At 62.6% G+C, this 24,671-nt stretch carries 23 protein-coding genes; 14 read left to right on the forward strand and 9 right to left on the reverse strand.

The window, feature by feature from the left end:
- Positions 1–6: 6 nt before the first annotated feature.
- The 6 genes from accC to lptG form a co-directional block, all read right to left on the reverse strand.
- Entirely contained in the window at positions 7–1,365 is a 1,359-nt protein-coding gene (gene accC, locus EHO51_RS04270) for an acetyl-CoA carboxylase biotin carboxylase subunit (RefSeq protein WP_124737850.1), read from the reverse strand.
- A 13-nt stretch (positions 1,366–1,378) separates the two neighbouring features.
- Entirely contained in the window at positions 1,379–1,900 is a 522-nt protein-coding gene (accB, locus tag EHO51_RS04275; protein WP_205788997.1) for an acetyl-CoA carboxylase biotin carboxyl carrier protein, read from the reverse strand.
- Positions 1,901–1,907: 7 nt separating this feature from the next.
- The gene (aroQ, locus tag EHO51_RS04280; protein ID WP_124737851.1) at positions 1,908–2,351 is read right to left on the reverse strand and encodes a type II 3-dehydroquinate dehydratase; all 444 of its coding nucleotides are present in this window, start codon (positions 2,349–2,351) and stop codon (positions 1,908–1,910) included.
- A 92-nt stretch (positions 2,352–2,443) separates the two neighbouring features.
- Positions 2,444–3,232, reverse strand: a complete 789-nt coding sequence (locus tag EHO51_RS04285; RefSeq protein ID WP_124737852.1) for a DsbA family protein — start codon at positions 3,230–3,232, stop codon at positions 2,444–2,446.
- An 89-nt stretch (positions 3,233–3,321) separates the two neighbouring features.
- Positions 3,322–5,904, reverse strand: coding sequence for an LPS-assembly protein LptD (locus EHO51_RS04290; protein ID WP_124737853.1), 2,583 nt, complete (start codon positions 5,902–5,904; stop codon positions 3,322–3,324).
- The gene (gene lptG / locus EHO51_RS04295) at positions 5,904–6,989 is read right to left on the reverse strand and encodes an LPS export ABC transporter permease LptG (RefSeq protein WP_018407749.1); all 1,086 of its coding nucleotides are present in this window, start codon (positions 6,987–6,989) and stop codon (positions 5,904–5,906) included. The genes EHO51_RS04290 and lptG overlap by 1 nt, the downstream gene beginning before the upstream one ends.
- Before the next feature lie 390 nt (positions 6,990–7,379).
- On the opposite strand from lptG, the gene EHO51_RS04300 reads away from it, so the two are divergent.
- Positions 7,380–8,930 (forward strand): leucyl aminopeptidase, encoded by a 1,551-nt coding sequence (locus tag EHO51_RS04300; RefSeq protein ID WP_124737854.1) that lies wholly within the window; start codon positions 7,380–7,382, stop codon positions 8,928–8,930.
- Positions 8,931–8,976: 46 nt separating this feature from the next.
- Here the strand turns inward: EHO51_RS04300 and EHO51_RS04305 are convergent, their stop codons facing one another.
- A complete protein-coding gene (locus tag EHO51_RS04305; RefSeq protein ID WP_124737855.1) occupies positions 8,977–9,765 on the reverse strand; it encodes a hypothetical protein in 789 nt (262 codons plus the stop codon).
- A 233-nt stretch (positions 9,766–9,998) separates the two neighbouring features.
- Here EHO51_RS04305 and EHO51_RS04310 point away from each other — a divergent pair, with 233 nt between their 5' ends.
- The 13 genes from EHO51_RS04310 to EHO51_RS04370 all read left to right on the forward strand — a co-directional run bounded on the left by EHO51_RS04310 (position 9,999) and on the right by EHO51_RS04370 (position 22,477).
- Positions 9,999–10,394, forward strand: coding sequence for a DUF4383 domain-containing protein (locus EHO51_RS04310; protein WP_124737856.1), 396 nt, complete (start codon positions 9,999–10,001; stop codon positions 10,392–10,394).
- 56 nt (positions 10,395–10,450) lie between these two features.
- Entirely contained in the window at positions 10,451–10,756 is a 306-nt protein-coding gene (locus tag EHO51_RS04315) for a BON domain-containing protein (RefSeq protein WP_124737857.1), read from the forward strand.
- Between the two features lie 83 nt (positions 10,757–10,839).
- Positions 10,840–11,319 (forward strand): DNA polymerase III subunit chi, encoded by a 480-nt coding sequence (locus EHO51_RS04320; protein ID WP_124737858.1) that lies wholly within the window; start codon positions 10,840–10,842, stop codon positions 11,317–11,319.
- A gap of 41 nt (positions 11,320–11,360) precedes the next feature.
- Positions 11,361–12,134: a class I SAM-dependent methyltransferase gene (locus EHO51_RS04325; RefSeq protein ID WP_124737859.1), complete on the forward strand. Its 774-nt coding sequence runs from the start codon at positions 11,361–11,363 to the stop codon at positions 12,132–12,134.
- The gene (locus EHO51_RS04330; protein ID WP_124737860.1) at positions 12,131–13,183 is read left to right on the forward strand and encodes an ABC transporter ATP-binding protein; all 1,053 of its coding nucleotides are present in this window, start codon (positions 12,131–12,133) and stop codon (positions 13,181–13,183) included. Before EHO51_RS04325 ends, EHO51_RS04330 begins: the two co-directional genes overlap by 4 nt.
- Positions 13,184–13,360: 177 nt before the next feature.
- Positions 13,361–14,275: an ABC transporter permease gene (locus tag EHO51_RS04335; RefSeq protein WP_124737861.1), complete on the forward strand. Its 915-nt coding sequence runs from the start codon at positions 13,361–13,363 to the stop codon at positions 14,273–14,275.
- Positions 14,272–15,105 carry an ABC transporter permease gene (locus tag EHO51_RS04340; protein WP_124737862.1) on the forward strand — a complete coding sequence of 278 codons (834 nt, stop codon included), beginning with the start codon at positions 14,272–14,274 and terminating at the stop codon, positions 15,103–15,105. Before EHO51_RS04335 ends, EHO51_RS04340 begins: the two co-directional genes overlap by 4 nt.
- On the forward strand, positions 15,102–15,650 hold the full coding sequence (locus tag EHO51_RS04345; RefSeq protein WP_124737863.1) for a CDP-alcohol phosphatidyltransferase family protein: 549 nt from the start codon (positions 15,102–15,104) through the stop codon (positions 15,648–15,650). The genes EHO51_RS04340 and EHO51_RS04345 overlap by 4 nt, the downstream gene beginning before the upstream one ends.
- Position 15,651: 1 nt before the next feature.
- Positions 15,652–16,869, forward strand: coding sequence for an AI-2E family transporter (locus EHO51_RS04350; RefSeq protein ID WP_124737864.1), 1,218 nt, complete (start codon positions 15,652–15,654; stop codon positions 16,867–16,869).
- Positions 16,866–17,561 carry a DnaA ATPase domain-containing protein gene (locus EHO51_RS04355; RefSeq protein WP_124737865.1) on the forward strand — a complete coding sequence of 232 codons (696 nt, stop codon included), beginning with the start codon at positions 16,866–16,868 and terminating at the stop codon, positions 17,559–17,561. Before EHO51_RS04350 ends, EHO51_RS04355 begins: the two co-directional genes overlap by 4 nt.
- A 66-nt stretch (positions 17,562–17,627) precedes the next feature.
- Positions 17,628–19,862, forward strand: a complete 2,235-nt coding sequence (locus EHO51_RS04360; protein ID WP_124737866.1) for an RNA degradosome polyphosphate kinase — start codon at positions 17,628–17,630, stop codon at positions 19,860–19,862.
- Entirely contained in the window at positions 19,855–21,381 is a 1,527-nt protein-coding gene (ppx, locus tag EHO51_RS04365; protein WP_124737867.1) for an exopolyphosphatase, read from the forward strand. Before EHO51_RS04360 ends, ppx begins: the two co-directional genes overlap by 8 nt.
- Before the next feature lie 49 nt (positions 21,382–21,430).
- Positions 21,431–22,477: a linear amide C-N hydrolase gene (locus EHO51_RS04370; protein WP_124737868.1), complete on the forward strand. Its 1,047-nt coding sequence runs from the start codon at positions 21,431–21,433 to the stop codon at positions 22,475–22,477.
- A 73-nt stretch (positions 22,478–22,550) separates the two neighbouring features.
- Here EHO51_RS04370 and EHO51_RS04375 read toward each other — a convergent pair whose 3' ends face one another.
- Both EHO51_RS04375 and rnd read right to left on the reverse strand, forming a co-directional pair.
- Entirely contained in the window at positions 22,551–22,937 is a 387-nt protein-coding gene (locus EHO51_RS04375; RefSeq protein ID WP_029651942.1) for a hypothetical protein, read from the reverse strand.
- Between the two features lie 248 nt (positions 22,938–23,185).
- Positions 23,186–24,358: a ribonuclease D gene (rnd, locus tag EHO51_RS04380; RefSeq protein WP_124737869.1), complete on the reverse strand. Its 1,173-nt coding sequence runs from the start codon at positions 24,356–24,358 to the stop codon at positions 23,186–23,188.
- Positions 24,359–24,671 lie beyond the last annotated feature (313 nt).

Genomic DNA, 24,671 nt, shown 5'->3' on the forward strand with positions numbered 1-24,671 from the left:
TTCGCTCTAAAAACCGGGCTCGATGCCGCCCGTCGCCAGAAAATGCTCCAACCAATGAATGTCGTAAATGCCGTTTTGAACGTCGGCGTTGCGCACGAGCGTGCGGAACAGCGGGAGCGTCGTATCGATGCCGTCGACGATAAATTCGTCGAGCGCGCGACGCAGTCGCATCAGCGCTTCCGTTCGGTTGCGCCCGTGAACGATCAGTTTTCCGATGAGCGAGTCGTAGTTGGAGGGGATCGTATAGCCCTGATAGACCGCTGAATCGACGCGCACGCCGACGCCGCCGGGCGGATGGTAATAAGCGATGCGCCCCGGCGAGGGCCTGAAGCTCGCGGGGTGCTCGGCGTTTACGCGGCATTCGATGGCGTGGCCGTAGAACCACATGTCTTGCTGTCGCAGGGAGAGCGGGGAGCCTGCCGCGACCCGGATCTGTTCGCAGACGAGATCCACGCCGGTGATCGCCTCCGTCACCGGATGCTCGACCTGAATGCGCGTATTCATCTCGATAAAATAGAATTCGCCGTTTTCGTAGAGAAACTCGATTGTGCCGGCGCCGGCGTATTGCATGTCTCGCATGGCGCGCGAGCAGATCTCGCCGATCTCCGAACGCTGGGCGTCGTTGAGCGCGGGCGAGGGGCTCTCTTCCCAGATCTTCTGGTGTCGGCGCTGGAGCGAACAATCGCGCTCGCCGAGGTGAACCGCCTGGCCCTTGCCGTCGCCGAAAATCTGAAACTCGATATGACGCGGCTTTTCGAGAAATTTCTCGATGTAGACCGTATCGTCGCCGAACGCGGCCTTTGCTTCGGTGCGCGCGGTGGCGATCGCGATGGGAAGGTCATGTGCGTCGCGCGCGACCTTCATGCCGCGGCCGCCGCCGCCGGACGCCGCCTTCACCAGAACGGGAAAGCCGATCCTTTCCGCGATCTTCAGCCCTTCTTTTTCGCTCAGGATCGGCCCGTCGGACCCTGGCACGCAAGGAATGCCAAGCTTCCTTGCGGTCGCCTTGGCTTCGATCTTGTCGCCCATCAGGCGGATGTGCTCGGATTTCGGGCCGATGAAGGTGATGTTGTGCTCTTCGAGGATCTCGGCGAAGCGCGCGTTCTCCGAAAGGAAGCCGTATCCCGGATGCACGGCGTCCGCGCCGGTGATTTCGCAGGCGGAGAGCAGGGCGGGAATATTGAGATAGGAGTCGCGGGCGGGGGCAGGCCCTATGCAGACGGACTCGTCGGCGAGCTTGACATGCATGGCGTCGGCGTCGGCGGTCGAATGCACAGCGACCGTTGCGACGCCTAATTCCTTGGCTGCGCGCAGGATGCGCAGCGCGATTTCGCCGCGGTTGGCGATAAGGATCTTGTCGAACATCTCTTACCGCCGCCTACTCGATCACGAGGAGAGGTTCGCCGTATTCCACTGGCTGGCCGTCCTCGACCAGAATGGCCGTCACAATGCCGGATTTGGTGGCGACGATGTCGTTGAAGGTCTTCATCGCTTCGATCAGCAAGAGCTTGTCGCCGAGCGAAACGCGCGCGCCGATCTCGACGAAGGGCTTTGCGTCGGGGTTCGGCCGAAGATAGGCGGTGCCGACCATGGGCGACTTCACCGCATCCAGGTATTCGGGGGGCTCCGCGACGGGAGCCGGGGATGTGACCGGCTTTGCCGTTGGCGGCGGCAGGGGCTGGACCGACGGCGCGACGACGCTCGCGATCGCTGCGGCAGGCGTGCGCGCCGCGCGGATACGCAAATCGCCCTTCTCAACCTCAAATTCGGTCAAATTGCAGTTTGCGACGAGCTCCGCAATCGTGCGCAGCAGATCCGCGTCGATGACGGGCGCTGGCGCGGAGGCCGACGCCGGTTTGCGGGAGGAAGCGGTGTGAGGCGGTTGAGCTTTGCGCGCCATTAGTGTCTCAGCTCTTTCTCAGTTCGTTTTCAAACACAGCGTCGAGGGCAAGAATATATGAGAGCGGGCCGAAGCCCGAGATCACGCCGCGCGCCGCGGGCGATATGTAGGAATGGCTCCGAAAGCTTTCGCGCGCGTGCACATTGGATAGATGCACTTCGATGACCACGGCTTCCGCGCCCTTGATCGCATCATAGAGCGCGATCGATGTGTGCGTCAGCGCGCCAGCGTTCAAAATGACAGGCGCCCCCGCGCTGCCGGCTTCATGGATCCAGTCGACGAGATCGCCTTCGTGGTTGGATTGCCGGAAAACCAGCGACACGCCGCGCTCGGCGCAACGCTTCTCCAGCGTCGCGCGGATATCGTCGAGCGACGCCGTGCCGTAGATCGCGGGCTCACGCCTGCCGAGAAGATTGAGATTGGGACCGTTAAGCACATGGACGGCTGACATAGCGCTTCCGAAAACGTTCCCCGAAAAACCTCAAAGGCGGCAGGCCGCCTGTCTTAGCCTCGTTGTCGCCGCAAAGAAAGCCCGTCGCCGCGCTAGCAGACGGACTTGCCGCATTTGCGCATGTTTTCGATCTTGGCTTTCAGTTGCGCGTAGGGCACGCCGCCGACGATCGCCTCTTTGCCGATCACCCAGGCGGGCGTTCCATCGAACCGCAGCTCATCGGCCAGCGTCGCGACTTCCTTCAGTGCGGCCTTTGTCTCCGCGCTCGACATGTCCTTCTCGAGACGGGGCATGTCGGCGCCGACGTCCTTCGCCGCCGTCAGCGCCTGCTGCTTGCCGATGTGGCCGCGAGTCGAGAGCAGCTTGCGATGGAACTCCCAGAACTTCTGGCTGTCGAGCTGCATGCGCGCAGCGGTCGCGACCTGCGCCGCCTCGACGGAATCGGGGCCGAGAATCGGGAAGTCTTTGAGCACCACCCGCAACTTGGGGTCCGCCTCGATCAACTTGGCGACCGAAGCCATCGACTGCTTGCAGTAGCCGCAGTTGTAGTCGAAGAACTCGACGAGCGTGACGTCGCCGCTCGGATTGCCCACGACGGCCTGGTTGGGCGAGTTGACGATTTTATCACCGTGCTGGCCGACGGCCTTTTCGCGCGTGGCGGCCTCGGCGACTTTCTCGCGCTTTCCAAGTTCGTCAATTGCTTCCCGGACCACTTCCGGGTTCGCAATGAGATAGTCGTGCACGACCTTCTCGATCTCAACCTTCTGCTTGCCTGAAAGCTCCTCGGCGAAGAGCGGCGTCGCCGCACCTAGAGCGAGACATGCGCCGGCGGCGAGCGAGATAAAAAAGCTCATTGCATTCTCCTTTGCGCGACAGCGCATTCGTGTCGGGTCCCTTCGTCGCCGCGCTTTTAGCACAGGGGGCGGCGGGCGTCCTCCCGACCGAGGATAGAACAATTATCTAGAACAGCTCAGCGGGGCAGGGCGGCGGCGGTCCCCACGCCATCGTTCACCAGCATCGAACCGACGCCATAGTTGAACTTCGCTTCGCCCAGGGTGCGTAGCTGGAGCGTGACCATCACGGTCTGGTTGCGCGCCGGCAGGCCCGTGTAGGACTGCGGCTGATAGATCTGCGAATAATTGATCGACAGCGTCGTGCATTCGTCTTGATAACCGATGCCGCCGCCGAGCGTTGCGACCGAGAATAGGGGCGCCGTGCCGGTGAGATTTGAGCCCGTAAGCGTCGTTCCGTAGTAGGTGGTCGTTGGATTGGTGAGCGAGTTATAGAGGTAGCGGCTCATATCGAAGGTGACGGTGCCCATCAGGAAATAGTTTTTGGTGATGTCGTATTTTCCGGTCGCGGAAAGTCCCTGACGACGCACGTCAAAGCCAATCGCCGGCTGTGACGCGTAATTCGCGTATTGGAGCTGGAGCGAGATCGGATCCAGATTCATTGTCGCGAACACGTCGAGCCGGCGCGCGCGCAAGCTGCCCTTATCGAAGCGGCCCTTGGCGACGAGGCTGATAACGGATGAAGGCGCAAAGGCGAACCGCCCGACGATGTCCGACGCGCGCGAGTCGAGGCCGGAATCGAGGCCGACATTCGCCGCGTCAGCCTGCGCATAGGAGTTGGCGCCAGCGATCTGCCGCGACTGGCCGATCATCGCGTTGATGAAGCCGCCATTGGACAACGACAGGGTGGCCTGGCCGCCATAGTTGAGGCGCGTGCCTGTCTCGAACCGGTCGTAGCCAGAGAACTTGCTCCACTCGAACAGCGTTGAATCGTCGAAAACGAGGCTTTGCGCGTCGATGTTCACCAGCGATGGAATTGAAGTCTCGTTGGGACGGGCGATAACCTGCGCGATCGGTTCGAAGACGATGTCGCCGATAAAGCTTCTGGCGAGGATCGGGTAGCGCCATTCGGCGCCGAAGCCCGGGAGCGCCTGGCCGCGGAAGCGGTTGTCGGCGCCGTTGAAGAACTGGCCCTGCGCGGCATTGGGGATCGCCGACAGACTTTGGTTATAGATCGGGAACAAGCCTTGCCGGTCGTAATCGAGATAACTTCCGACGAAACGCGCGAACGCGAACGGGGTCCACACGCCGCCGACCGGATCGATGATTTTACGCTTCCAGGCGCCGCTGATCGTCGCGTGCTGGTAATCGCCGCCGACGCCGCGCAACAGACAGCCGCTCTGCGCCGGGTCGGGCGCCCGCCCGTAAATCTGGCAAACATTGTACAGGCTATAGATGCGGTCGAGCGTTCGCGGCTGAATGGACTCGAAGTTCGCGACGTTGGCGGAAGTGCTCGTCACATTGGCGTCGAGTTCAACCTGTCCGCCGACCCCTACCGTCGCCGCAGGATCGATGTCGAAGACGCGGTTATAGTCGATCACCGGATGGACGACGGGCTGCTGCGCCTGCACGTCATTGGGCGACAGCAGCTGGAAATAATAGCCGCGCATGTCGAAATAGCTGCGCGGTCCTTGGCCGGTCAGATAGATCGTCGATGACGCTTCGCGGAAGAAATAGTTCTGCAGGAGATAGTTGTACTGCTGATAGTCCTGCAGGAAGTAGCGATCGGACAGCGCCGTGATGTCCCAGCCAGCGCGCCAACGGTCGTTGAGCCAGAATTCGCCGAAAGACTGGAGGGCGCCGCGCCACTGCTTGTTGCCAGCGCCGAGCGGGGCTTGCGCGAAGGCGCCTGTGTCTCCCACATGCGTGCCCTGACCGCGGATCGTGTAGCCGCCATTATCAAAGCGCTGACGGAATTCGGCCGTGACGAACGGGCCCTGCCGGGAAAAATAAATCGGCGTTACGGTGAGGTCGTAATCCGGCGCAATCGCCCAGAAGTAAGGCACGCCGACGCCGGCGCCGAGCTGCTGGCGATAGATGAAAACCGGCGACAGAAAACCGGACTTGCGCTTCACCGACGGGTCCGGCGACGACCAGAACGGCACATAGGCGACGGGCACGCCAAGAAGTTCGAAAGACGCATCCTCGTAATAGACCATCTTCTCGACGTTGTCGTGAATGATCCGTTTGGCGCGAACCGACCACGTGCGCGGCTTTGCGGGATCGTTTCGACAGGCCTCGCAGGCGGTGTAGGTGCCCATTTCGAAGGTCGTCGTCTCGCCGGTCCGCTCGGCGCGCGGCGAGGTGAAATGCGTGTTGTTGACGGTGTCGACCTGCAGGCTCTCGATGAACCCGTTCTTGAAATCGTCCGTGAAGTCGAAACGCTCGGCCCTGGCGATGGAGCCGTCGGTCTCGGTCAGCGTGGCGTGGCCCTCGGCGAAGACGCGCGACGTGTTGCGGTCATAGGTGACGCGGTCGGCTTCGAGCAGCCGGCCCTTGTAATAGATCTGAACGGCCCCGCGCGCCGTGACGGTGTTCTTTTTCTCGTCATAGACGAGCTCCTTGGCCTCGACGACCATGCGCGCCTCGGCGCCCGCGGCCGGCGGCGCGGCAGCGGCGGAGTGCGTGGCGAAGGCCGCCTCGACGAGAGCGAGCGCGCCCGCAAGAATGGATAGGCGCCGGGAGGAGCTGGTGAGCGCCATCAGCCGTCCTCCGAATAGAGCAAAATGACCGTGCCCAACATGCTCCCGACAAGCGCAGGCGACCATGCGGCCACTACAGGGCTGACCATGCCTGCGCCGCCGAGATCCGAGAGGACTTTAGTAACGATGTAAAGCACGAAGCCCGCGGCCACGCCACCCGAAAGGGTTTTTGCGACCCCGCCAAATCGAAAGAATCTTAATGAAAAGGAAGCGGCGACGAGAACCATGGCGACGAGCAGCAGCGGTCGCGCAAGAAGCGTCTGAAACTGCAGCCGATAGCCGGTCGCGTCGAGACCCGCTTCGGCGGTGCGCGCCGTCATTTCCGGCAGCGACCAGAACGGCGTGCCTTGCGGCGGCGTCGTCGCCGCCGCAACCTGCTCGGGCGTCAGGTCGGTGGCGAGCATGTAAGAACCGACGCTGCGCGCCGGCTCTCCGGGCAGGCTGACCTGCGCGTTTTCGAGCACCCAGACCCCGGGCTCGAGTCGCGCGTGACGCGCTTCGACCCGCTCGAGGAAGCCGCCGCGCGCCGCATAAATGTTGACGCTGACCTCCGCGAGCTCCGAGCCGCCATTCGAGGAGTTCATGGCGTGCATGATCGCGAGGCCGTCGACGCCGTGCTGGCGCAGCCAGACGCCGTGGTCGATGCGCAAACTGCCGGGCACGCCGAAAAGATCCCACTCCATTTGCTCGGAGCGCTGTTTCATCGACGCCGAGAGCGGGTTGTAAATCGCCACAGACACAACCCCGATGAGCAGGGCGGTGAGCGCCGGCGGCGCAATGAACTGCCAAACCGACATGCCGGCGGCGCGAGCGACGATCAATTCAAGCTTCCTGGTGAGGTCGACGAAGGTCGCCATCGATCCGAAGAGAACGGCGAAAGGCAGGATCATCTCGGCGGCCGCCGGCACCCGCATCGCCGTCATCAGCGCGACGGTCGCCGCGCCGGCCTGCGGATTGTCGCTGGCGCGCCGCAGCATCTCGACGAACACCACGACGAACATCAGGCAGAAAATCGTAAAAAAGATCGCCAGAATCGTACGCATAAACCGCAGCGCAAAATAGCGCGTGATCGTCGCCCCGATCATGGCTGCGGCTGTCCTCCTTAGTGTTCTGGCGCGCCGCCCCAGGCGGGAGCAGTTAAAGCCCTGTTAACGATCGCTAGACGCTCGCATCTTTGCGCGCAAGCGTTGCGCGGCTCCTGTGAGCCGCCCCGACATATTCAATTCGCGAGCGTTGCTTTTGCGCCACGCCGGATTTCTGCGTAAAGATCGCGGCGATTCCGCGGCGGGATGCGAATCTGGAATAGTTCAAAAAATGACCAGAGCCGCGATTGACCGCGGTCGCCCGCGGGAAGATATTGCGGGCCGCTCCCGTTAAATTGCGCGCCTGGCGCGCCGCCGGCGCTAACTTTCTCAAAAACCGACGCTTTCGCGCCGGAACGACTTCCGCTTCGGCGGAGGAGGCAAGAGGCCCTGATGCTCGTCAACGCCAAATATGAACTCCAGCCCTTCGACGCCGCTGAAGCGCTGCTGCGCCAGCCCGAGGACGCCGCGCATCCGCGCACCCTCGTCGTATTCGTGGGCCGTGATCTCGCCATGGGCGAGCGCGCCGCCAGCGTGCTCAAGGATGCGGCCGCACATCTTTCGCGCGCCGCCGCGGCGGCGAAATTCAAGGGCAAATCGGGAACGTCGCTTGAGGTTCTGGCGGCGCCCGGCGCGCCGGCGAGCCGAGTGATTCTGATCGGCCTCGGCGCCGCGGAGGAGACCGAGGGCGGCGAAGCCGCCAAGCCCTTCGAGGACTTCGTGGCGCTTGGCGGACAAGCCGCGGCGAAAATGGGCGCCGGGGCGCGGGCGGTCGTGCTGTTCGACCTGCCGGAAGGGATTTCCGCCGCTCACGACTCGGTCGGCCAATTCGCGCTCGGCGGCTGGCTGCGCGCCTATAAGTTCGACCATTACAAGACAAAGAAGAAGGACGAGGCGGATCGCGACGGGCCGATGGAGGTCGTCGTCGCCCTGGCCGATCCGGACGGCCATAGCGCCGCGATGTCGGATGGCGGCCATTTGGCGGAAGCCGTCATGCTCGCAAGGACGCTCGTCAATGAGCCGGCGAACGTCCTGACTCCGCCGGAATTCGCCCGCCGCGCGTCGGAGCTGATGAAGCTTGGCGTCGAGGTCGAAGTCCTCGACGAGAAGGCGATGTCCGAACTCGGGATGCGGGCGCTGCTCGGCGTCGGGCAGGGGTCGGAGGCGGGCAGCCGTCTTGTCGTGCTGCGCTGGAGCGGCGGGGCCGAGGGCGCGGCGCCTATCGCCTTCGTCGGGAAGGGCGTTGTTTTCGACTCTGGCGGCATTTCGATCAAGCCCGCCGCCTCGATGGAGGACATGAAGGGCGACATGGCCGGCGCCGCCGCCGTGACCGGGGCCATGTACGCGATCGCCGCCCGCAAGGCGAAGGCCAATGTCGTCGGCGTGCTCGGCCTCGTCGAGAACATGCCGGACGGCAAGGCGCAGCGGCCGGGCGACATCGTCAAATCCATGTCGGGGCAGACGATCGAGATCGTGAACACCGACGCCGAAGGTCGGCTCGTCCTCGCCGATGCGCTGACATACGTTATAGAGAAGCATCAGCCCGCCGCCGTCATCGATCTGGCGACGCTCACCGGCGCCATTCTCGTCGCCCTGGGCCAGGAATATTGCGGACTTTTCACCAATAGCGACGAACTCGCCGAACGCCTGACCAAGTCAGGGAACCATATCGGCGAGAAGCTGTGGCGCATGCCGATGGGGCCCGCCTACGACAAGCTGATCGACTCGAAGTTCGCCGATATGAAGAACACCGGCGGGCGGCATGCCGGCTCGATCACCGCCGCGCATTTCATACAGCGTTTCGTCGGCAAGACGCCCTGGGCGCATCTCGACATCGCGGGGACCGGCATGGGCTCGCCGATGAGCGACACCAACCAGAGCTGGGGCGCCGGCTGGGGCGTGCGGCTGCTCGACCGGCTGGTGCGGGATTATTATGAGGGGTAGCGGCTCGGGGCCTGCGAACGCGTCTAGAGACGGCGATGTCGCCGCCTCAGGCGCCCCGCTCCAAATTATTATTTATAGCGCTGTTCCGGCCTTTTTGCAGTTCAACGAATCGGTCGGAACTCAAAATGCTTCCAGCGATCATCTCCGCATGTTCTTTGTCACAAAAAATCGTGTCGAGCATAAATAGTATAGGCACATTGGGTGCGCTCTTCACTTTCATCGAAATAAAACTGCTAACAATGTTCTTGTCGATGCTTATGTCTTGAATCGCCGAACGGGCCTTATTTATCCATACACCCGTTTTATCGAGCTCAAAGACAAAACTGTAATATGGATTCTTGTCGATTGCGAGAGGACCGGCCGGAACAGGCTTAAAAAAACTCGCCCCACCTCCGGAAGATGATGCAGCGAAAGACCGCCCAAGCGATATCGCGAAACCACTATTGAATTCAAATAGTTTAACAGACGTAGCAATGTCATAGTCATAGCTCTCCAAAGAATATTTAACAAAAAAAACATTAGCATTTTCCTGAACGCAATAACACGATGATATGCCACGACGACTTCCAACGTAGATGAGGCGTTTGCCCACCATATAGTAGTGTAGCAGCAACAAGATAGGGTACGACACGGCTACAATCGCTGCTGTAACTGCTAGATCTGTCACGGCTCCCCCAGAAGCCGCCAGAAATAACCACGGTACAATCATTGTGAGCAGCACGATATTAGGCCATCGAAAGGCATAGAGCCTTGCGTTCGCGCGAACCGCCCAAAGCGGTTCGATGTCGGCGATGTCGTCGTCCCGCTCGCTCGGTCGCATCTGGTCCGCCAACACGACGTCCGGTCTCTCCGCATCCCACAATAGCAATCAAACTCGATGCTTAACCGCTTCGCTTGCGTCGTCAAGCCGAAGTGCAAGAAACGAGGGGATTATTTCCAGATCGCTATAGCTTTGCGCTCTCACTATAGCTTTGCAGCTTAGTATATTGCGCAAATTTAATGGAAATGATTTTGCGGCGCCCAATCTGATGGTCAGTTCAGTTTGTCCTGGACTGAAAGGAACGCATCATGATCGAATCTCGATGGAACGCGGACTTCATCGCGACCATTCTCGGCGTCGTATTTGTCGCGGTCGGCCTGCTGGGGTTCGTCCCCAATCCGATCGTCTCGGACGGCGGCTACTTCCACGTGAATACAGCCCACAACTTCGTGCACCTCATCACCGGAGCGCTCTTGCTGCTCAGCCCCTATTTCGGCGTCCCGGTCCTCATGATTCGCACAGTGGCCATCGTCTATACGGCGATCGCCATCCTGGGCTTCATTGCGCCGAACGTCGCTGAACTCGGCGGATTGATCGCAATGAACCACGCCGATCACTGGCTGCATGCGGTTCTCGCTGTCGTCCTGCTCGCCATCGGCTTTACGAAGCCCATGGAACATTCGGTCACCACGGCCCATATGTAGGCTGCAAAGCGCCGCGCCGCAGCCTTCGGGCTGCGGCGCTTTACGCCGAGGCTGCGATGACCGGTATGGACACAATGGAGCTTCGCGACGCCATCCGCGAAGCCCTCGATAAAAGCCCGCTGGCGGACGCCAAGTCGATCTCGGTCGAGATCGTCGACGAAGAAATCGTGTTGAAGGGGTCCGTCGCCTCATCGGCTGAATGGATGGAGGCGGAATACGCCGCTTCAACGGCCGCTTCCCCCCTCAAAGTCAAAAACGCCCTGACCATCAGCGGGGTTTGGGAGGCGCCGAAAGACGACGTCTACCAGGCCGGGGTGGAATCCTTCCCCGCAAGCGATCCGCCCTCCTGGACGCCGGGCTGAGGGCGCCTGTAGGAAGGGCGGCCGCCTTAAAACTTGCGTGAGGCGGAGAGTTCCGACATAGCGGGGTCGAAAGGCGCCCCGCCATGCCCGAGATCGCCTTCTATCATCTCACCCGCGCCACGGTGGAGCAAACGCTGCCGACGCTCCTAGAGCGTTCACGGGCGCGCGGCTGGCGCGCCATCGTGCAGGCGATGAGCGAAACGCGCCTCCAGCGGCTCGATGCCGATCTCTGGTCGTACCGTCCGGAAAGCTTTCTCCCGCATGGGACGAAAGCGGATGGCGCGCCGGAGGCGCAGCCGATCTATCTCACCTGCGAGAACGATAATCCCAACGACGCCGATGTGCGATTCTTCGTGGAGGGCGCGCGCATCGTTCCAGCGCTCGCCGGCTCTGGCGCGCCGCGCGAACGCGCCGCGCTGGTCTTTGACGGACGCGACGACGCCGAACTTGCCGACGCGCGCGCGCAATGGAAAGAACTGCGCGATCTGGGCTATAGCCTCGTCTATCACCAGCAGAGCGAGAGCGGCGGATGGGAAGAGAAGGCGCGCGAACCGAAAGCATAGATCACGCCGCATCTGGGCGAGATCGCCAAGATGCGGATGACGTGATCGATTCCAGAGGCTTAGAGCGCGCTCCTGGCGAAAAACCGGATTCCACTTTTTCGCAGCGCGCTCTTAGCGAAGATTTCGCCGAGCGCCGCGCTCGGGCGCGCGAAAAGCTCGACGCCGTTGATCCGCATAAGCGTCCCGGCGGGATCGAGGCCGATCCCAAGCGCCGGGAATGGTTCGAGGCGGTCTACGCTCTCGCCGAGGACGATCCAGCGGGCGTGCCTTGGGCGCATCTTGAGCCGCGCCCGCTGTTAGAAGACTGGCTGGCCGCGGGCTCGATCGTCGGCCTTCGCGCGCTCGACGTCGGCTGCGGATTGGGCGACAACGCCGAAGCGCTGGCGCGCGCCGGCGCGCATGTCGTCGCCTTCGATCTCGTGGAGCGCGCCGTGCAATGGGCGCAAGAGCGGTTTCCTCAGAGCAGCGTCGACTATCACGTCGCCGATCTCTTCGATGCGCCATCGGAATGGCGCGGCGCCTTCGATCTCGTGCACGAACTCTATACGTTGCAGGCGCTTCCCGAGACGCTTCTGCCTGACGCCGCGCGGGCGCTCGCCGCCTTTGTCGCGCCGGGCGGAACGCTGCTCGTCATCTCGCGGGCGCGCGATGACAATGAGGAGATTGGCGGGCCGCCCTGGCCGCTCGCGAGGCAGGACATCGAGGCGTTCGCTGTCGACGGCCTGCGGCTTGTTTCGCTGGAAGATATTCCACCGAGCGGTCATCTCGCTCGCCATTGGCGCGCGGAGTTTCGTCGCGACGAGGCTGGCGGGTGAGCGTGCCGCTGCTGTCGATTAAAAGCGTCAGCAAAAAATTCGGCGCGGTCGTTGCGCTCGAGGACGTGTCGCTCGACGTGGGGGCCGGCGAATTCTTCGCGCTGCTCGGCCCGTCGGGCTGCGGCAAAACCACGCTGATGCGTTGCATTGCGGGTTTCGAGTCGCCGGACGCCGGAACGATCGCGCTGAGCGGCGTCGATCTTTCTGGCGTGCCGCCCTATCGGCGACCCGTGAATATGATGTTTCAATCCTATGCGCTGTTTCCGCATCTCAATGTCTTTGAGAACATCGCCTTCGGACTGCGCCGGCAGGGCGAGACCAGAGACGCCATCGACGCGCGCGTCAACGAATTGCTCGCGATGACGCAGCTTTCGGCTTTTGGCCATCGGAGAATCGCCGAGCTGTCAGGCGGACAGAAACAGCGCGTCGCGCTGGCGCGGGCGCTGGCGCCGCGTCCGAAAATGCTGCTGCTCGACGAGCCGCTCGGCGCGCTCGATCGCAAGCTGCGTGAAGAGACGCAGTTTCAGCTCAAGGAAATCCAACGGCGGACGCAGACGAGCTTTCTGATCGTCACGCATGATCAGGACGAAGCGCTGGCGCTCGCCGATCGCATCGCAGTGATGCGGGCGGGCAGGGTGGAGCAAATCGCCGGACCGATGGAAATTTACGACCGGCCCGCGACGCGTTTCGTCGCCGGCTTCGTCGGCGAAACGAATTTCATCGAGGGACGCCTGGATCGCAATGGCGCTGCGGCGCTGATCACCGAGTATGGACGAATCCCCTGCGAGCCCGGAAATCTTCCGGACGGCGCGCAGGCGACGCTCAGCGTGCGCCCCGAGCGGATCGGCGTTGCGCGCGACGGCGAGGGGATCGCAGGCGTGGTCGAAGATTTCGTGTTTCGCGGCGAAACGACGCTGCTACGGGTGCGCGTCGCCAGCAACATCGTTCTGCGGGCGACGGCAAGCCATGGCGAGCGCCACGCGATCGGCGACTCGGTGAGGCTCAGCTTCCCGCCTGGCGCGGGCGCGCTTCTCGCGGAGGGGAAATAGGGTGAGGTTAACAATGAATGCGCGGCGCAACGCGGATTTCCTCATCCTGAGGAGGCCTCGGAGAGGCCGTCTCGAAGGACGAGGAAATCCAGTTGCGCGAGAAGCCGCGCCCTCGTCCTTCGAGACGCGCCTTTCAGGCGCTCCTCAGGATGAGGGCGCTTTCACCGGGCCTGTGGGATGAGCGCGCGCCGCAGACTCTCGCTGGGCGAGCGGCTCGTGATCGCGGCGCCCTATCTGTGGATCGGCGCCTTTTTTCTTGCGCCGATGTTGCTCATCGCCAAGATTTCCGTTTCACAGTCGGTGCTGGCGCGTCCGCCCTATCGGCCGATTTTCGAATTTTCCGACAGTCTCGCCGACATCTGGGCCAAGGCGCAGAGCTTTACGTTTGACGCCTATCGCGCCCTCGTCAGCGACACGCTTTATCTCGAATCCTATCTGTCCTCGCTCACCATCGCCGCGGTCTCGACGCTGATCACGCTGATCATCGCCTATCCTTTCGCGCTCGCCATGGCGCGCGCGCCCGAGCGGCTGCGTCCACTCCTCATCGGCCTTGCCGCCGCCCCATTTTGGACGAGCTTTCTCATCCGCGTCTATGCCTGGATCGCGCTGTTGAAGGATGAGGGGCTGATCAACAATGCGTTGATGGCGCTGGGGCTCATTACCGCGCCGCTGCAGATGTTCGCGACGCCCGGCGCTGTCGTCGTCGGCATCGTCTACTCCTATCTGCCCTTCATGTTGCTGCCGCTTTATGCGGCGCTGGAGCGCCAGGATCCCAGCCTTCGCGAAGCGGCGGCGGATCTCGGGGCGTCCCCGGCGCAAGTGTTCTTGCGCGTGACGCTGCCGCTTTCGCGTGAAGGCGTCGTTGCCGGCGCGCTTCTCGTCTTCATTCCCGCGGTCGGCGAATTCGTCATTCCGGATCTCCTCGGCGGCTCCGAGACGCTGATGATCGGGCGAACCTTGTGGAACGACTTCTTCTCCAATCACGACTGGCCGGCGGCTTCGGCCGCGGCGATCGTGCTCGTCGCTGTGTTGATGATTCCGCTGCTGCTGTGGGAGCGGGCGCGGCTTGCCGATGAGGACGACGCCCGATGAGCGCGGTCGTTTCCTGGGCGCAGCGCGCGACTCTCTTTGTCGGCTTCGTCTTCCTTTACGCGCCGATCGTCATTCTCGCGGTCATGAGCTTCAACGCGTCGCGTCTCGTTTCGGTGTGGGGCGGATTTTCAACGAAATGGTATGCGGCGCTCTTGGAGAATGAGCAGCTTCTACATTCGGCGAAGATCAGCTTCGCCGCCGCGCTGACCTCGGCCACGCTCTCGACTCTGCTGGGCCTTCTGGCGGCCATATCGCTCACGCGTTTCGGGCGCTTTCGCACGCGTTTCCTGTTTTTTGGCGCCGTGCACGCGCCGCTCGTTCTGCCGGAGGTCGTGCTCGGCCTCGCGCTGCTCACGTGTTTCGTCGCGTTCGGGGTCGGACGAGGCTTCATCACGCTGGTCATCGGTCATGTGACGCTGACAATGTGTTTCACGACGGTCGCGATTCTCGCGGCGTTGCGCGATGGCGATCCGGCGCTCGAAGAAGCGGCGATGGATCTGGGAGCGACGCCTTTCGGGGCCTTCGTCCGCGTGGCGTTGCCGCAGATCGCGCCGGCGATCGTCACGGCTTATCTCCTGGCGTTCACGCTTTCTCTCGACGATCTTGTCATCGCCAGTTTTGCGACGGGCCCTGGCGCGACGACGCTGCCGATGCGCATCTACTCACAGGTGCGTCTCGGCGTTTCGCCGCAGATCAACGCCATTTCGACGCTGCTGCTGGCGATCGTCGCCGTAGCGCTCGGACTCGCGGCGCTTGTTTCTTCCAGGCGCGCGCGGCGCGATGGCCAAGTGATGACAAGCTTGGCGCGCGCGCCAGATAATGCATCATGACAAAAAATTGGTTCGCTTCTCTTCCGAATTTCATCACCATCGGCCGTCTCGTGCTGACGCCGGCGGCGATCATCTTGATCGTCGAGCGGCAATGGACCGCCGCCTTCCTGCTCTTCGCCGTCGCCGGCCTGTCCGACGCCCTCGACGGTTGGCTGGCCCGGACGTACCACCTCCAATCTGAACTCGGCGCGATTCTCGATCCCATCGCAGACAAGGCGCTGATCGTTTCAATGTACGTCACGCTCGCCATTGTCGACGCGCTGCCGGCGTGGCTCACGATCATGGTGGTCTTTCGCGATGTCATGATCACTGGCGCGGTGTCGCTGTCCTGGCTCATGGGCCGGCCGATGAAGGTGCATCCCCACTTTTCTTCCAAGGCGACCACCGCCGCGCAACTGCTTTTCGCCGGCGTCGTTTTGGCCGTTCAGGCATACGGACTTCATATTCCGCTGTTAAACGTAACGCTCATCGCCCTCGTCGCCGGATTGACCGTTGCTTCCGCCTGCGTCTATCTGTGGCTTTGGGTCCAGCATATGAGGCTGTGACATGTCACAGAGAAAACCGTCGCTCAGCTCGGATACTGCGCAGCCGGCGGTCATTCCGCCGCCGCTCGACGCGGACGACGGCGCCGAGATGCGGCAGCTGCAATGGGCGGGGCTGAGCCTCGAAAGGCAGCTTGCGCTCTGGGGCTTGACGCTTCTGGCGCTAGGACTCTCGCTCTATTTCCTGAGCCCGGTGCTTGCGCCCTTTGTCGCCGGAACCGCGCTCGGCTATCTGCTCGATCCCGTGGCTGACCGGCTGCAGCGGCTGGGCCTGTCGCGATTGGGCGCTGCCGGTCTCCTGCTCGTCGTCTTTCTTCTGGTCGTCGGGACCGCGGCCGTTATTCTGGTGCCGATTCTTTCGCATCAGCTTGCGGGCTTCATCACCTCGCTGCCGGGCTATTTGCAGACGCTGCATGGGCTCCTGACGCAATGGAGCGAGCGCTTCACCAGCGATTCCATCAATGGCTGGTTGCAGGAATTCGGGCTGGGCGGCGCCGCCGCCTCCTTCGATGCGCAAAAATACATAAACGATCTCACCAGCCAGGGAGCGACGTTGCTCGGCGATTTCGTGAAATCGCTGTTGTGGCGGGGCTATGCCCTCATCAATGTGATCTCGCTCATTGTGATCACGCCGGTCGTCGCCTTCTACATGCTGGTCGATTGGGATCACATGGTCGCCATCATCGACGATCTGATCCCGCCGCGCCATCGCGAGGACGTGCGCTCGCTCGCCCGCGACATCGATCGCGCGCTTGCCGGCTTCGTGCGCGGGCAGTCGCTTGTCTGCCTGTTTCTTGGCGTCTGGTATGCGGGAGGGCTTTCGGCTATTGGGCTGAATTTCGGCTTCCTTATCGGGGTTCTCGCGGGTTTTCTGAGCTTCATCCCCTACGTCGGCTCCGTCACCGCCTTCGTTTTATCGATCATCGTCGCGATCGTTCAGGGCTGGCCGCATATCAATCTGCCGATCGAGGCGGTGGCGATCGTGACGACCGGCCTGATCATGGACGGCTATGTGCTGTCGCCGCGGCTCGTCGGCGCTTCCGTCGGGCTGCATCCGGTCTGGCTCATGTTCGCCTTGCTGGCCTTCGGCGCGCTGTTCGGCTTTACAGGCCTCATCGTCGCTGTGCCTGTCGCGGCGGCGCTCGGCGCCTTCATGCGCTTCCTTGCTAAACGCTACCGCGGGAGCGCGCTCTATCAGCACCCGATCCCCGACCGCGCATGAGCAAGGCCGGCGCGCCGGAGACATGCGAGCCGGGACGTCAGTTGCCGCTCGACCTGCCGACGACGCCGCGCTTCGGACGCGAAGAATTTCTGCCCGCCGAGTCGAACCTCGCGGCGCTCGAAATGATCGAACGCTGGCCGGATTGGCCGGATCGCATTCTCGCGCTGATCGGGCCCGCCGGCGCGGGCAAATCCCACCTCTGCGCCATTTGGGCGGCGCGCGCGGGCGCGCTTGTCGTTGCGCCCGACGCCCTGCCGACCCTGGAAGTTCTGGTTGCGCAGGCGCCGCGCGCCATCGTCATCGACGATGTCGACCGGGCGGCTGACGAAACCACGCTGTTCCACCTCCTGAATTTCGTGAACGAAAGCGGCGCCTTCCTGCTGATGAGCGCGGCCCGCTCGCCGCGGGCGGAAGACACGCGGCTTCCCGACCTGCTGTCGCGGCTCCGCCGCGCCCCGATCGTCGAAATCGGCGCGCCGGACGAGGCGTTGATGCGCGCGGTTCTGGTGAAGCTCTTCGCGGATCGACAGCTCCTCGTGGAACCGCCGGCGCTGGCTTTCGCCGCGCTGAGGCTGGAGCGCTCTCTTGCCGCCGCACGCGCCTTTGTCGCCGCTCTCGACCGCGAGGCGTTGGCGCAGGGGCGGCCTGTCACACGGGCGCTCGCGGCCAAGGTTATTGAGAAGTTTACTTGATGGTTGGCCAAACGGTTTCGCCGCCGCACAGGCCTGTGGCATGATGGATGGGACCGGGAAGTGGAAATGAAGCCGCATATTCAGGATAAACTCGCAGCCCAGCGCACGGGCGCCGATATTGCCGTCATGGATTGCGCCGACGGGATTCTCGTGGAGGATCCCGCCAAGCTTGCGGTCTCTCCACAGCGTTTCATCAACCGGGAGCTGTCCTGGCTGGAATTCAATCGGCGGGTGCTGGAGGAGGCCTCCAACCGCAGTCACCCGTTGCTTGAGCAACTGCGTTTCCTGTCGATCTCGGCCAATAATCTCGACGAATTCTTCATGGTGCGCGTCGCCGGCCTTCGCGGGCAGGTGCGCTCCGGCGTGACGGCGCGCTCCGAGGACGGCCTGACGCCCGCCGAGCAGCTGACGAAGATCACCGAACGCGTCACGCTCTTGACCAGTGAGCAATTGCGGCGCTGGCGCGAGCTTCGCGCCGAGATTGAAGACGTCGGCATTATTATCGTCGAACCCGCGGACGTGTCCAAGGCCGACCGCGAGTGGCTTGAGGAATATTTCCTCAGCCGCGTGTTTCCGGTGCTGACGCCGCTCGCGGTCGATCCGGCGCATCCGTTTCCTTTCATCCCCAATCTCGGCTTCACATTGGCGCTCGAACTCGTGCGCCCCGGCGATCGCAAGACGCTGCAGGCGCTGGTCCGCCTGCCGCCGAAGATCGATCGCTTCGTGCGTTTGCCGGCAACGGCGGGAGTCGCCGGCCGCGAGCGCTTCATGCTGCTCGAAACGCTGATCGCGATGAACGCGCAGCGGCTGTTTCCTGGCTATTTGCTGCGGGCGCAGGGGCTGTTCCGGGTCATCCGCGACAGCGATCTCGAAGTTGAGGAAGAAGCCGAAGATCTCGTGCTGCTTTTTGAGACTGCGTTGAAGCGGCGCCGGCGCGGTTCGGTGATCCGGCTCGAAGTGGCGGCGGATATGCCCGCGACCTTGCGCGCGCTCGTCGCCGAGGAGCTCGACGTCAACGAGCCGGAGACCTTCGAGATCGACGGCATGTTGGCGCTCAACGATCTTTCCGAACTCGTCGCGCTCGACCGGCCGGAACTGAAATTCAAGCCCTATAACCCGCGCTTTCCGGAACGGGTGCGCGACAATGGCGGCGACTGTTTCCTCGCGATCAAGCAGAAGGATCTCGCGGTCCATCACCCTTACGAATCTTTCGACGTCGTCGTGCAGTTCCTGCAACAGGCGGCGCGCGATCCCAATGTCATCGCCATCAAGCAGACGCTTTATCGCACCTCCAACAATAGCCCAATCGTGCGCGCGCTTGTAGAGGCGGCCGAGGCTGGCAAATCCGTCACCGCGCTCGTCGAATTGAAGGCGCGCTTTGACGAGGAAGCGAATATTCGCTGGGCGCGCGATCTCGAACGCGCCGGCGCGCAAGTCGTCTTCGGCTTCATCGAGCTCAAGACGCACGCCAAATTGTCGCTCGTCGTGCGCCGGGAAGGCAGCGGCCTCGTCACCTACTGCCATGTAGGCACGGGCAATTATCATCCGGTGACGGCGCGCATCTACACGGACATTTCGGTTTTCACCGCCGATCCGGTGATCGGACGGGACATCTCGCGTATCTTCAATTACATCACCGGCTATGCGGAGCCCGCCGGGCTCGAGCGCATGTCGGTGTCGCCGATTTCGCTCAAGAAGAAGCTTCTCGAACATATCGAACAGGAAATCGCCTTTGTGAAAGCCGGCAAGCCCGGCGTCATCTGGGCCAAATGCAACGCGCTTGTCGATCCCGAAATCATCGACGCCCTTTATGCGGCGTCGCAGGCGGGGGTCTCGGTCGAACTCATCGTGCGCGGCATCTGCTGTCTGCGCCCCGGCGTCCCCGGACTTTCCGACAACATACGCGTGAAGTCGATCGTCGGCCGCTTTCTGGAACACGCGCGTGTCTACGCCTTCGGCGGCGGCCATGTGCTGCCGCATCCACGTGCGCACGTCTACATCTCTTCCGCCGACCTGATGCAGCGCAATCTCGATCGCCGGGTTGAGGTGATGATGCCGATCGTCAATCCGACGGTGCATCAGCAGGTGCTCGATCAGATCATGCTCGCCAATCTGATCGACAATGAGCAGAGCTATCGCGTCCTGCCGGACGGCTCGTCGCTGCGCATCGTTCCGCCCGAGGGCGAGGAGCGATTCAACGCGCACAAATATTTCATGACCAATCCCTCGCTTTCGGGACGCGGCAAGTCGCTCAAGGATTGGCGGCCGCGCTCGCTCTTAAAGCGCGGCCAAAATGCTTGAGGCTGCGGCGCGTGGCGCGACGCAGCGCTCCGACTCCGCGCCAAAACCCGTCGCGATCGTTGACATCGGCTCGAATTCGGTGCGTCTCGTCGCCTATCAGGCGCTCGCGCGCGCGCTGACCCCGATCTTCAACGAAAAAGCGATGTGCGGTCTCGGCAAGGGCGTCGTCACGACAGGTCGACTGCCCGACGAGGGCGTCGACAAGGCGATGAAGGCGCTGCGCCGCTATCGGACGCTTTGCGAGACGATGGGCGTCGACGACATCGAGGTGATCGCCACCGCGGCGGTGCGCGGCGCCAAGAACGGCGACGTTTTTCTGGACGCGGCGCGCGACGCCATTCAGCGCGACATTTCGCTGCTTTCCGGCCGTCGCGAAGCGGAGCTTTCCGCGCTAGGCGTCATTTCGGCGATCCATGAGCCGGACGGCGTCGTGGGCGATCTCGGCGGCGGGTCGCTCGAACTGATCGACGTCCACAAGGAAGCGCTCGGCAAGGGGATCACCCTGCCGCTCGGCGGACTCGCGCTGATGGACGCCTCGCGGCGCTCCATGCGCGAGGCGACGCGCATCGCCCGCAAGGCGATCGCCGACGCGAAGCCGCTCGATCATCTCAAGGGCCGCACCTTTTACGCGGTCGGCGGCACCTGGCGATCGCTCGCCAAACTCCACATGCGTCAGCGCAACTATGCGCTCGGCGTCATGCATCATTACCGCATCCAGACGAGCGAAGCCGCCGACTTCGCTGAACTTGTCGAACATATCGACAGTGAGGCGCTTGAGGACATCGACTTCGTTTCGGCGGCGCGCCGGCCTCTGCTTGCCTATGGCGCAATCGTGCTTGACGAGATCATCCGCCGCGCCAAGCCTCGCGAAATCGTCATTTCAGCCGCAGGCGTGCGTGAAGGCTTGTTGTATGAGCGCCTGTCGCCGGCCGAGCGGCGCGTCGACCCCTTGCTCGCCGCGACGCGCGAATTGGAAGCGACATTCGCCCGCGCGCCGGGCTATGGCGACGATCTCATCGATTGGACGGACGCCTATATGGAAAAGAGCGGCATAGACGAAACCGACGAGGAGCGCCGGCTGCGCCACGCCGCCTGCCTGCTCTCCGACATCGCGTGGCGCGCTCATCCCGAATATCGCGCGCAGCGCGCCATGAACATCGTGACGCAGGGGCCCTTCGTCGCCATTGATCATCCGGGCCGCGCCTTCCTGTCGCTTGCTATCGTCTTCCGTCACGAAGGACTCGACGGGGCGGAAGGCCTTGCGGATCTGCGCACCCTGTTGACGACCCGTCTTTTCGCGCGCGCGCGCATTCTGGGAGCGCTCATGCGGGTCGCCTATTTATTGTCAGCGTCGATGCCCGGCGTGTTGCCGCGCACGCGCTTGCGGGTCTGCGATCGCGCGGCGACGCTCACTTTGCCTGCCGCTTACGCCGATCTTGCGAGCGAGCGCGTGCTCAATCGTCTGAAGGCGCTCGGCAAGCTCATGGGCGCCGACGCGCAGATCGAGGTCGCGCCCTGAACCAAAAGCGGCTCACTCTCCAAACGAACTTATTTGAAAGGAATTCGATATGGACAAGCAATTCGCCAAAGGGCTTCTGGCGGTCGCCGTCGCGATCGCATCAATGAGCGTGAGCGCCGAGGCTTGCACGCGCGTGCTCTATGGGACCGCCGACAAGGACTATCTTGTGGGCCGGACGATGGATTGGGACGTCGATCCGCGAACAAGTTTGTGGTCGTTCCCGCGCGGCATGGCGCGCGACGGCGGCGTTGGTCCGGGGTCGATCAAATGGACCTCGAAACATGGGTCGCTCATCGCCGACTTTTACAACGCGGCCACGGCTGAAGGCATGAATGACGCAGGGCTCGCGGTTAATCTTCTCTATCTCGCGGAGGCGGATTACGGAGACCCTAAGGCCTCCAAGAAGCCGCTGCTGTCCGTCGGCGGCTGGGCGCAATATGTTCTCGACAACTACGCGAACGTCGCTGATGCAGTGAAGGCGCTGCAAAAGGAGCCCTTCGCGATCGTCGCGCCTGATCTTCCCGGCGGCGTCAAAGCGGCGAGCCACATGGCGCTGGCCGATCAATCAGGCGACAGCGCGATACTCGAATATCTTGGCGGCAAGCTCGTCATTCATCACAACCCAAAATACACGGTGATGACCAATTCGCCGCCCTTCGATCAGCAGCTTGCGCTCAACACCTACTGGGTCGAGATCGGGGGAGCGAAATTCCTTCCCGGCACGCATCGCGCGTCCGATCGCTTCGCCCGCGCCAGTTGGAATTTAGACGCGACGCCGAAAGTCGACGACAAGCGCGTGGCGATCGCCACCGTCTTTTCCATCATTCGGAACGTCTCGGTGCCGCTCGGCATCACCGATCCCTTAGAGCCGAACATCGCCTCGACGCGATGGCGTTCGGTCACTGACATCAAGGATCGGCTCTATTATTTCGAGCCGACGCTGAACCCTTCGATTTTCTGGGTCGAGCTGACGAAACTGAAGCTCGAACCGGGCGCCAAGCCCGCGAAGCTCGACCTTACGGGCAGTCCAATTCTTGCGGGCGAAGTCTCGGACAAATTCGTTCCCGCTGAACCGTTCAAATTCCTGTCGCACTGACGCGCAGGGCATTTTTTGGGATTTGGCGGCGCGTCATAGGACGCGCCGCTCTCTGACACTATTCACCCGGGCACTATTCACCCGGAGCGCGCGCGACGCGATTGATCTTGTCGACGCGCATGGTCTCTGCGCCATTGGCGCAATTGAAGCGCAACGACGTGCCGACGGCAGAGTCGAAAAACGCCGCTTTTCCGTCCGCGACGGTGACGACGAGACGCGTCGCCGGGGTCACGGGCGTCGGATCCTCCTCCAACGCGGAATCGATGACCATCATGGTCAGACGGCAGCCGTTCTCGCCGCCCACGAAATAGCTCACGACATGTTTCGGGCCGGCGTCAAAGCTCGCCGCCATAAGCGGCTTCATCGTCAAGGAAGCATCAGCTGCGGACAGGCCCGAGCTTGCTGCAAGGCACAGCGCTCCGCCGAACGCCGCCGCGACAATTCGATTTCCTGTAGTCATATCTTATCCTTCCGTTTCGAAGCAGGGCCGGCTTAACGCGAAACCGTCGCAGCGAACTGCGCCCCACTCGGACCGGAAGGTAGTTACTGCATTGCAGCACGACAATATCGCAGTGCAATAACTTATCGTAATGTCTGATTATCTATATGATATTCAACGGTATTTTATGGAGCACAAATATTGGTCAGCCGCTTGCTTGAAGCAAAATTGCTCAGCAGCATTGCTACGCTGCGGCGCAAGCGTAAGGCTTATTCGGCGTTCGCGGGTTCGTCCGCGGCCTGCCAGTCAAAGGTGACGACCCGGCCGTTTTCCACCGAGAGCGCGAGGCGGCCCCGCTTCAACTCCAACGCCTTTTCGCCGAAGATCGCGCGGCGCCAGCCCTTCAGCGCCTGAACGTCGGCGTGATCGTCATGCGCGACGGCTTCGAGGTCTTCGACCGTCGCGATCATCTTGGCGGCGACGCCCGTCTCCTCCGACACCTGACGCAGCAAGACCTTGAGCAACTCGACCGTCGCGCCGTTTGAATTGCGTCGGTCGCGTTCGATGCGCGGCACTGTGGCGGGATCGCGCGCAAGGCCGCGCTCCACAGCGGCGATGATGTCGGTTCCCGCGCGGGAGCGCTCCATGCCCTTTGGAAACGATCGCAAATTGCCGAGCGCTTCGACAGAGCGCGGCGCGGCTTGAGCAATCTCGAGGAGCACGTCATCCTTCAGGACGCGCGAACGCGGCACGTCGCGCGTTTGCGCTTCGAACTCGCGCCAGGCGGCCAGCTCCATCAGAACGGCGAGATCGCGCGGCTTGCGGGCACGATGGCGCAGCCGTTCCCAGGCGTTTTCGGGATGCTGCTCATAGGTCGCGGGCGAGGTGAGCGTCTGCATCTCGTCCACGAGCCAGTCGAGGCGATTGGAACGTTCGAGCCGCGCCCGCAAGGCGGTGTATATGTCGCGAAGATGGGTGACGTCGGCGATGGCGTATTCGATCTGGGCGTTTGACAGCGGTCGGCGCGACCAGTCGGTGAATCGCGACGATTTGTCGAGACTGGCGCGCGTGATCGCCTTCACCAGCTCGAGATAGGACGCTTGTTCGCCGAATCCGCAGACCATGGCCGCGACCTGCGTATCAAAGATCGGCGCGGGGATGAGTCGGGCGAGGCGCCAGATGATCTCGAGATCCTGGCGCGCCGCGTGGAACACCTTGACGACGTCGGGATTGGCCATGAGGCCAAAAAACGGCGAAAGATCAAGGTCCTCGGCAAGGGCGTCGATCGCCACAGCCTCTTCCGGCGACGCCAGCTGGATCACGCAGACCTGCGGCCAGAACGTGGTTTCGCGTAAAAACTCGGTGTCGACCGTGACGAAGGGATGCTGAGCGAAACGGTCGCAGACCGCCGTCAGTTCGGGATTGGTGGTAAGAAGACTCATTTGACTTGGTTCTAAACGTTTTTGGTCTCGGTCTGAAGTCCCAAGGAGCGACTTAGGACGTCTCAGCGGCGCTCGGACGGCTTCGGCCCGACCAAAATACACGGTTTTGCCGAAAATTCGCAGACCATCGGACGCCACGTCCGCACTGGACAGCGCGAAAAGCTGCAACGTGGCGCCGATGCGGTCCAGCAGCGGGGGCGCATAGACCGCTCAACTGTCGCAAAAGACAGCCCCGGCCTCTGGAATTCCAAGATTTCCAAGTTGCGGCCGATGCCTGATGGGGTAGCATGCCGCGCCACTCTATCCGGGGAGC

This window comes from Methylocystis rosea (assembly GCF_003855495.1).
GTDB lineage: Bacteria > Pseudomonadota > Alphaproteobacteria > Rhizobiales > Beijerinckiaceae > Methylocystis > Methylocystis rosea_A.

Coding starts and splice junctions, on each gene's coding strand:
- accC (WP_124737850.1), bottom strand. CDS start 1,365: ATGTTCGACAAGATCCTTATCGCCAACCGCGGCGAAATCGCGCTGCGC.
- accB (WP_205788997.1), bottom strand. CDS start 1,900: ATGGCGCGCAAAGCTCAACCGCCTCACACCGCTTCCTCCCGCAAACCG.
- aroQ (WP_124737851.1), bottom strand. CDS start 2,351: ATGTCAGCCGTCCATGTGCTTAACGGTCCCAATCTCAATCTTCTCGGC.
- EHO51_RS04285 (WP_124737852.1), bottom strand. CDS start 3,232: ATGCGCTGTCGCGCAAAGGAGAATGCAATGAGCTTTTTTATCTCGCTC.
- EHO51_RS04290 (WP_124737853.1), bottom strand. CDS start 5,904: ATGGCGCTCACCAGCTCCTCCCGGCGCCTATCCATTCTTGCGGGCGCG.
- lptG (WP_018407749.1), bottom strand. CDS start 6,989: ATGATCGGGGCGACGATCACGCGCTATTTTGCGCTGCGGTTTATGCGT.
- EHO51_RS04300 (WP_124737854.1), top strand. CDS start 7,380: ATGCTCGTCAACGCCAAATATGAACTCCAGCCCTTCGACGCCGCTGAA.
- EHO51_RS04310 (WP_124737856.1), top strand. CDS start 9,999: ATGATCGAATCTCGATGGAACGCGGACTTCATCGCGACCATTCTCGGC.
- EHO51_RS04315 (WP_124737857.1), top strand. CDS start 10,451: ATGACCGGTATGGACACAATGGAGCTTCGCGACGCCATCCGCGAAGCC.
- EHO51_RS04320 (WP_124737858.1), top strand. CDS start 10,840: ATGCCCGAGATCGCCTTCTATCATCTCACCCGCGCCACGGTGGAGCAA.
- EHO51_RS04335 (WP_124737861.1), top strand. CDS start 13,361: ATGAGCGCGCGCCGCAGACTCTCGCTGGGCGAGCGGCTCGTGATCGCG.
- EHO51_RS04340 (WP_124737862.1), top strand. CDS start 14,272: ATGAGCGCGGTCGTTTCCTGGGCGCAGCGCGCGACTCTCTTTGTCGGC.
- EHO51_RS04345 (WP_124737863.1), top strand. CDS start 15,102: ATGACAAAAAATTGGTTCGCTTCTCTTCCGAATTTCATCACCATCGGC.
- EHO51_RS04350 (WP_124737864.1), top strand. CDS start 15,652: ATGTCACAGAGAAAACCGTCGCTCAGCTCGGATACTGCGCAGCCGGCG.
- EHO51_RS04355 (WP_124737865.1), top strand. CDS start 16,866: ATGAGCAAGGCCGGCGCGCCGGAGACATGCGAGCCGGGACGTCAGTTG.
- EHO51_RS04360 (WP_124737866.1), top strand. CDS start 17,628: ATGAAGCCGCATATTCAGGATAAACTCGCAGCCCAGCGCACGGGCGCC.
- ppx (WP_124737867.1), top strand. CDS start 19,855: ATGCTTGAGGCTGCGGCGCGTGGCGCGACGCAGCGCTCCGACTCCGCG.
- EHO51_RS04370 (WP_124737868.1), top strand. CDS start 21,431: ATGGACAAGCAATTCGCCAAAGGGCTTCTGGCGGTCGCCGTCGCGATC.
- EHO51_RS04375 (WP_029651942.1), bottom strand. CDS start 22,937: ATGACTACAGGAAATCGAATTGTCGCGGCGGCGTTCGGCGGAGCGCTG.
- rnd (WP_124737869.1), bottom strand. CDS start 24,358: ATGAGTCTTCTTACCACCAATCCCGAACTGACGGCGGTCTGCGACCGT.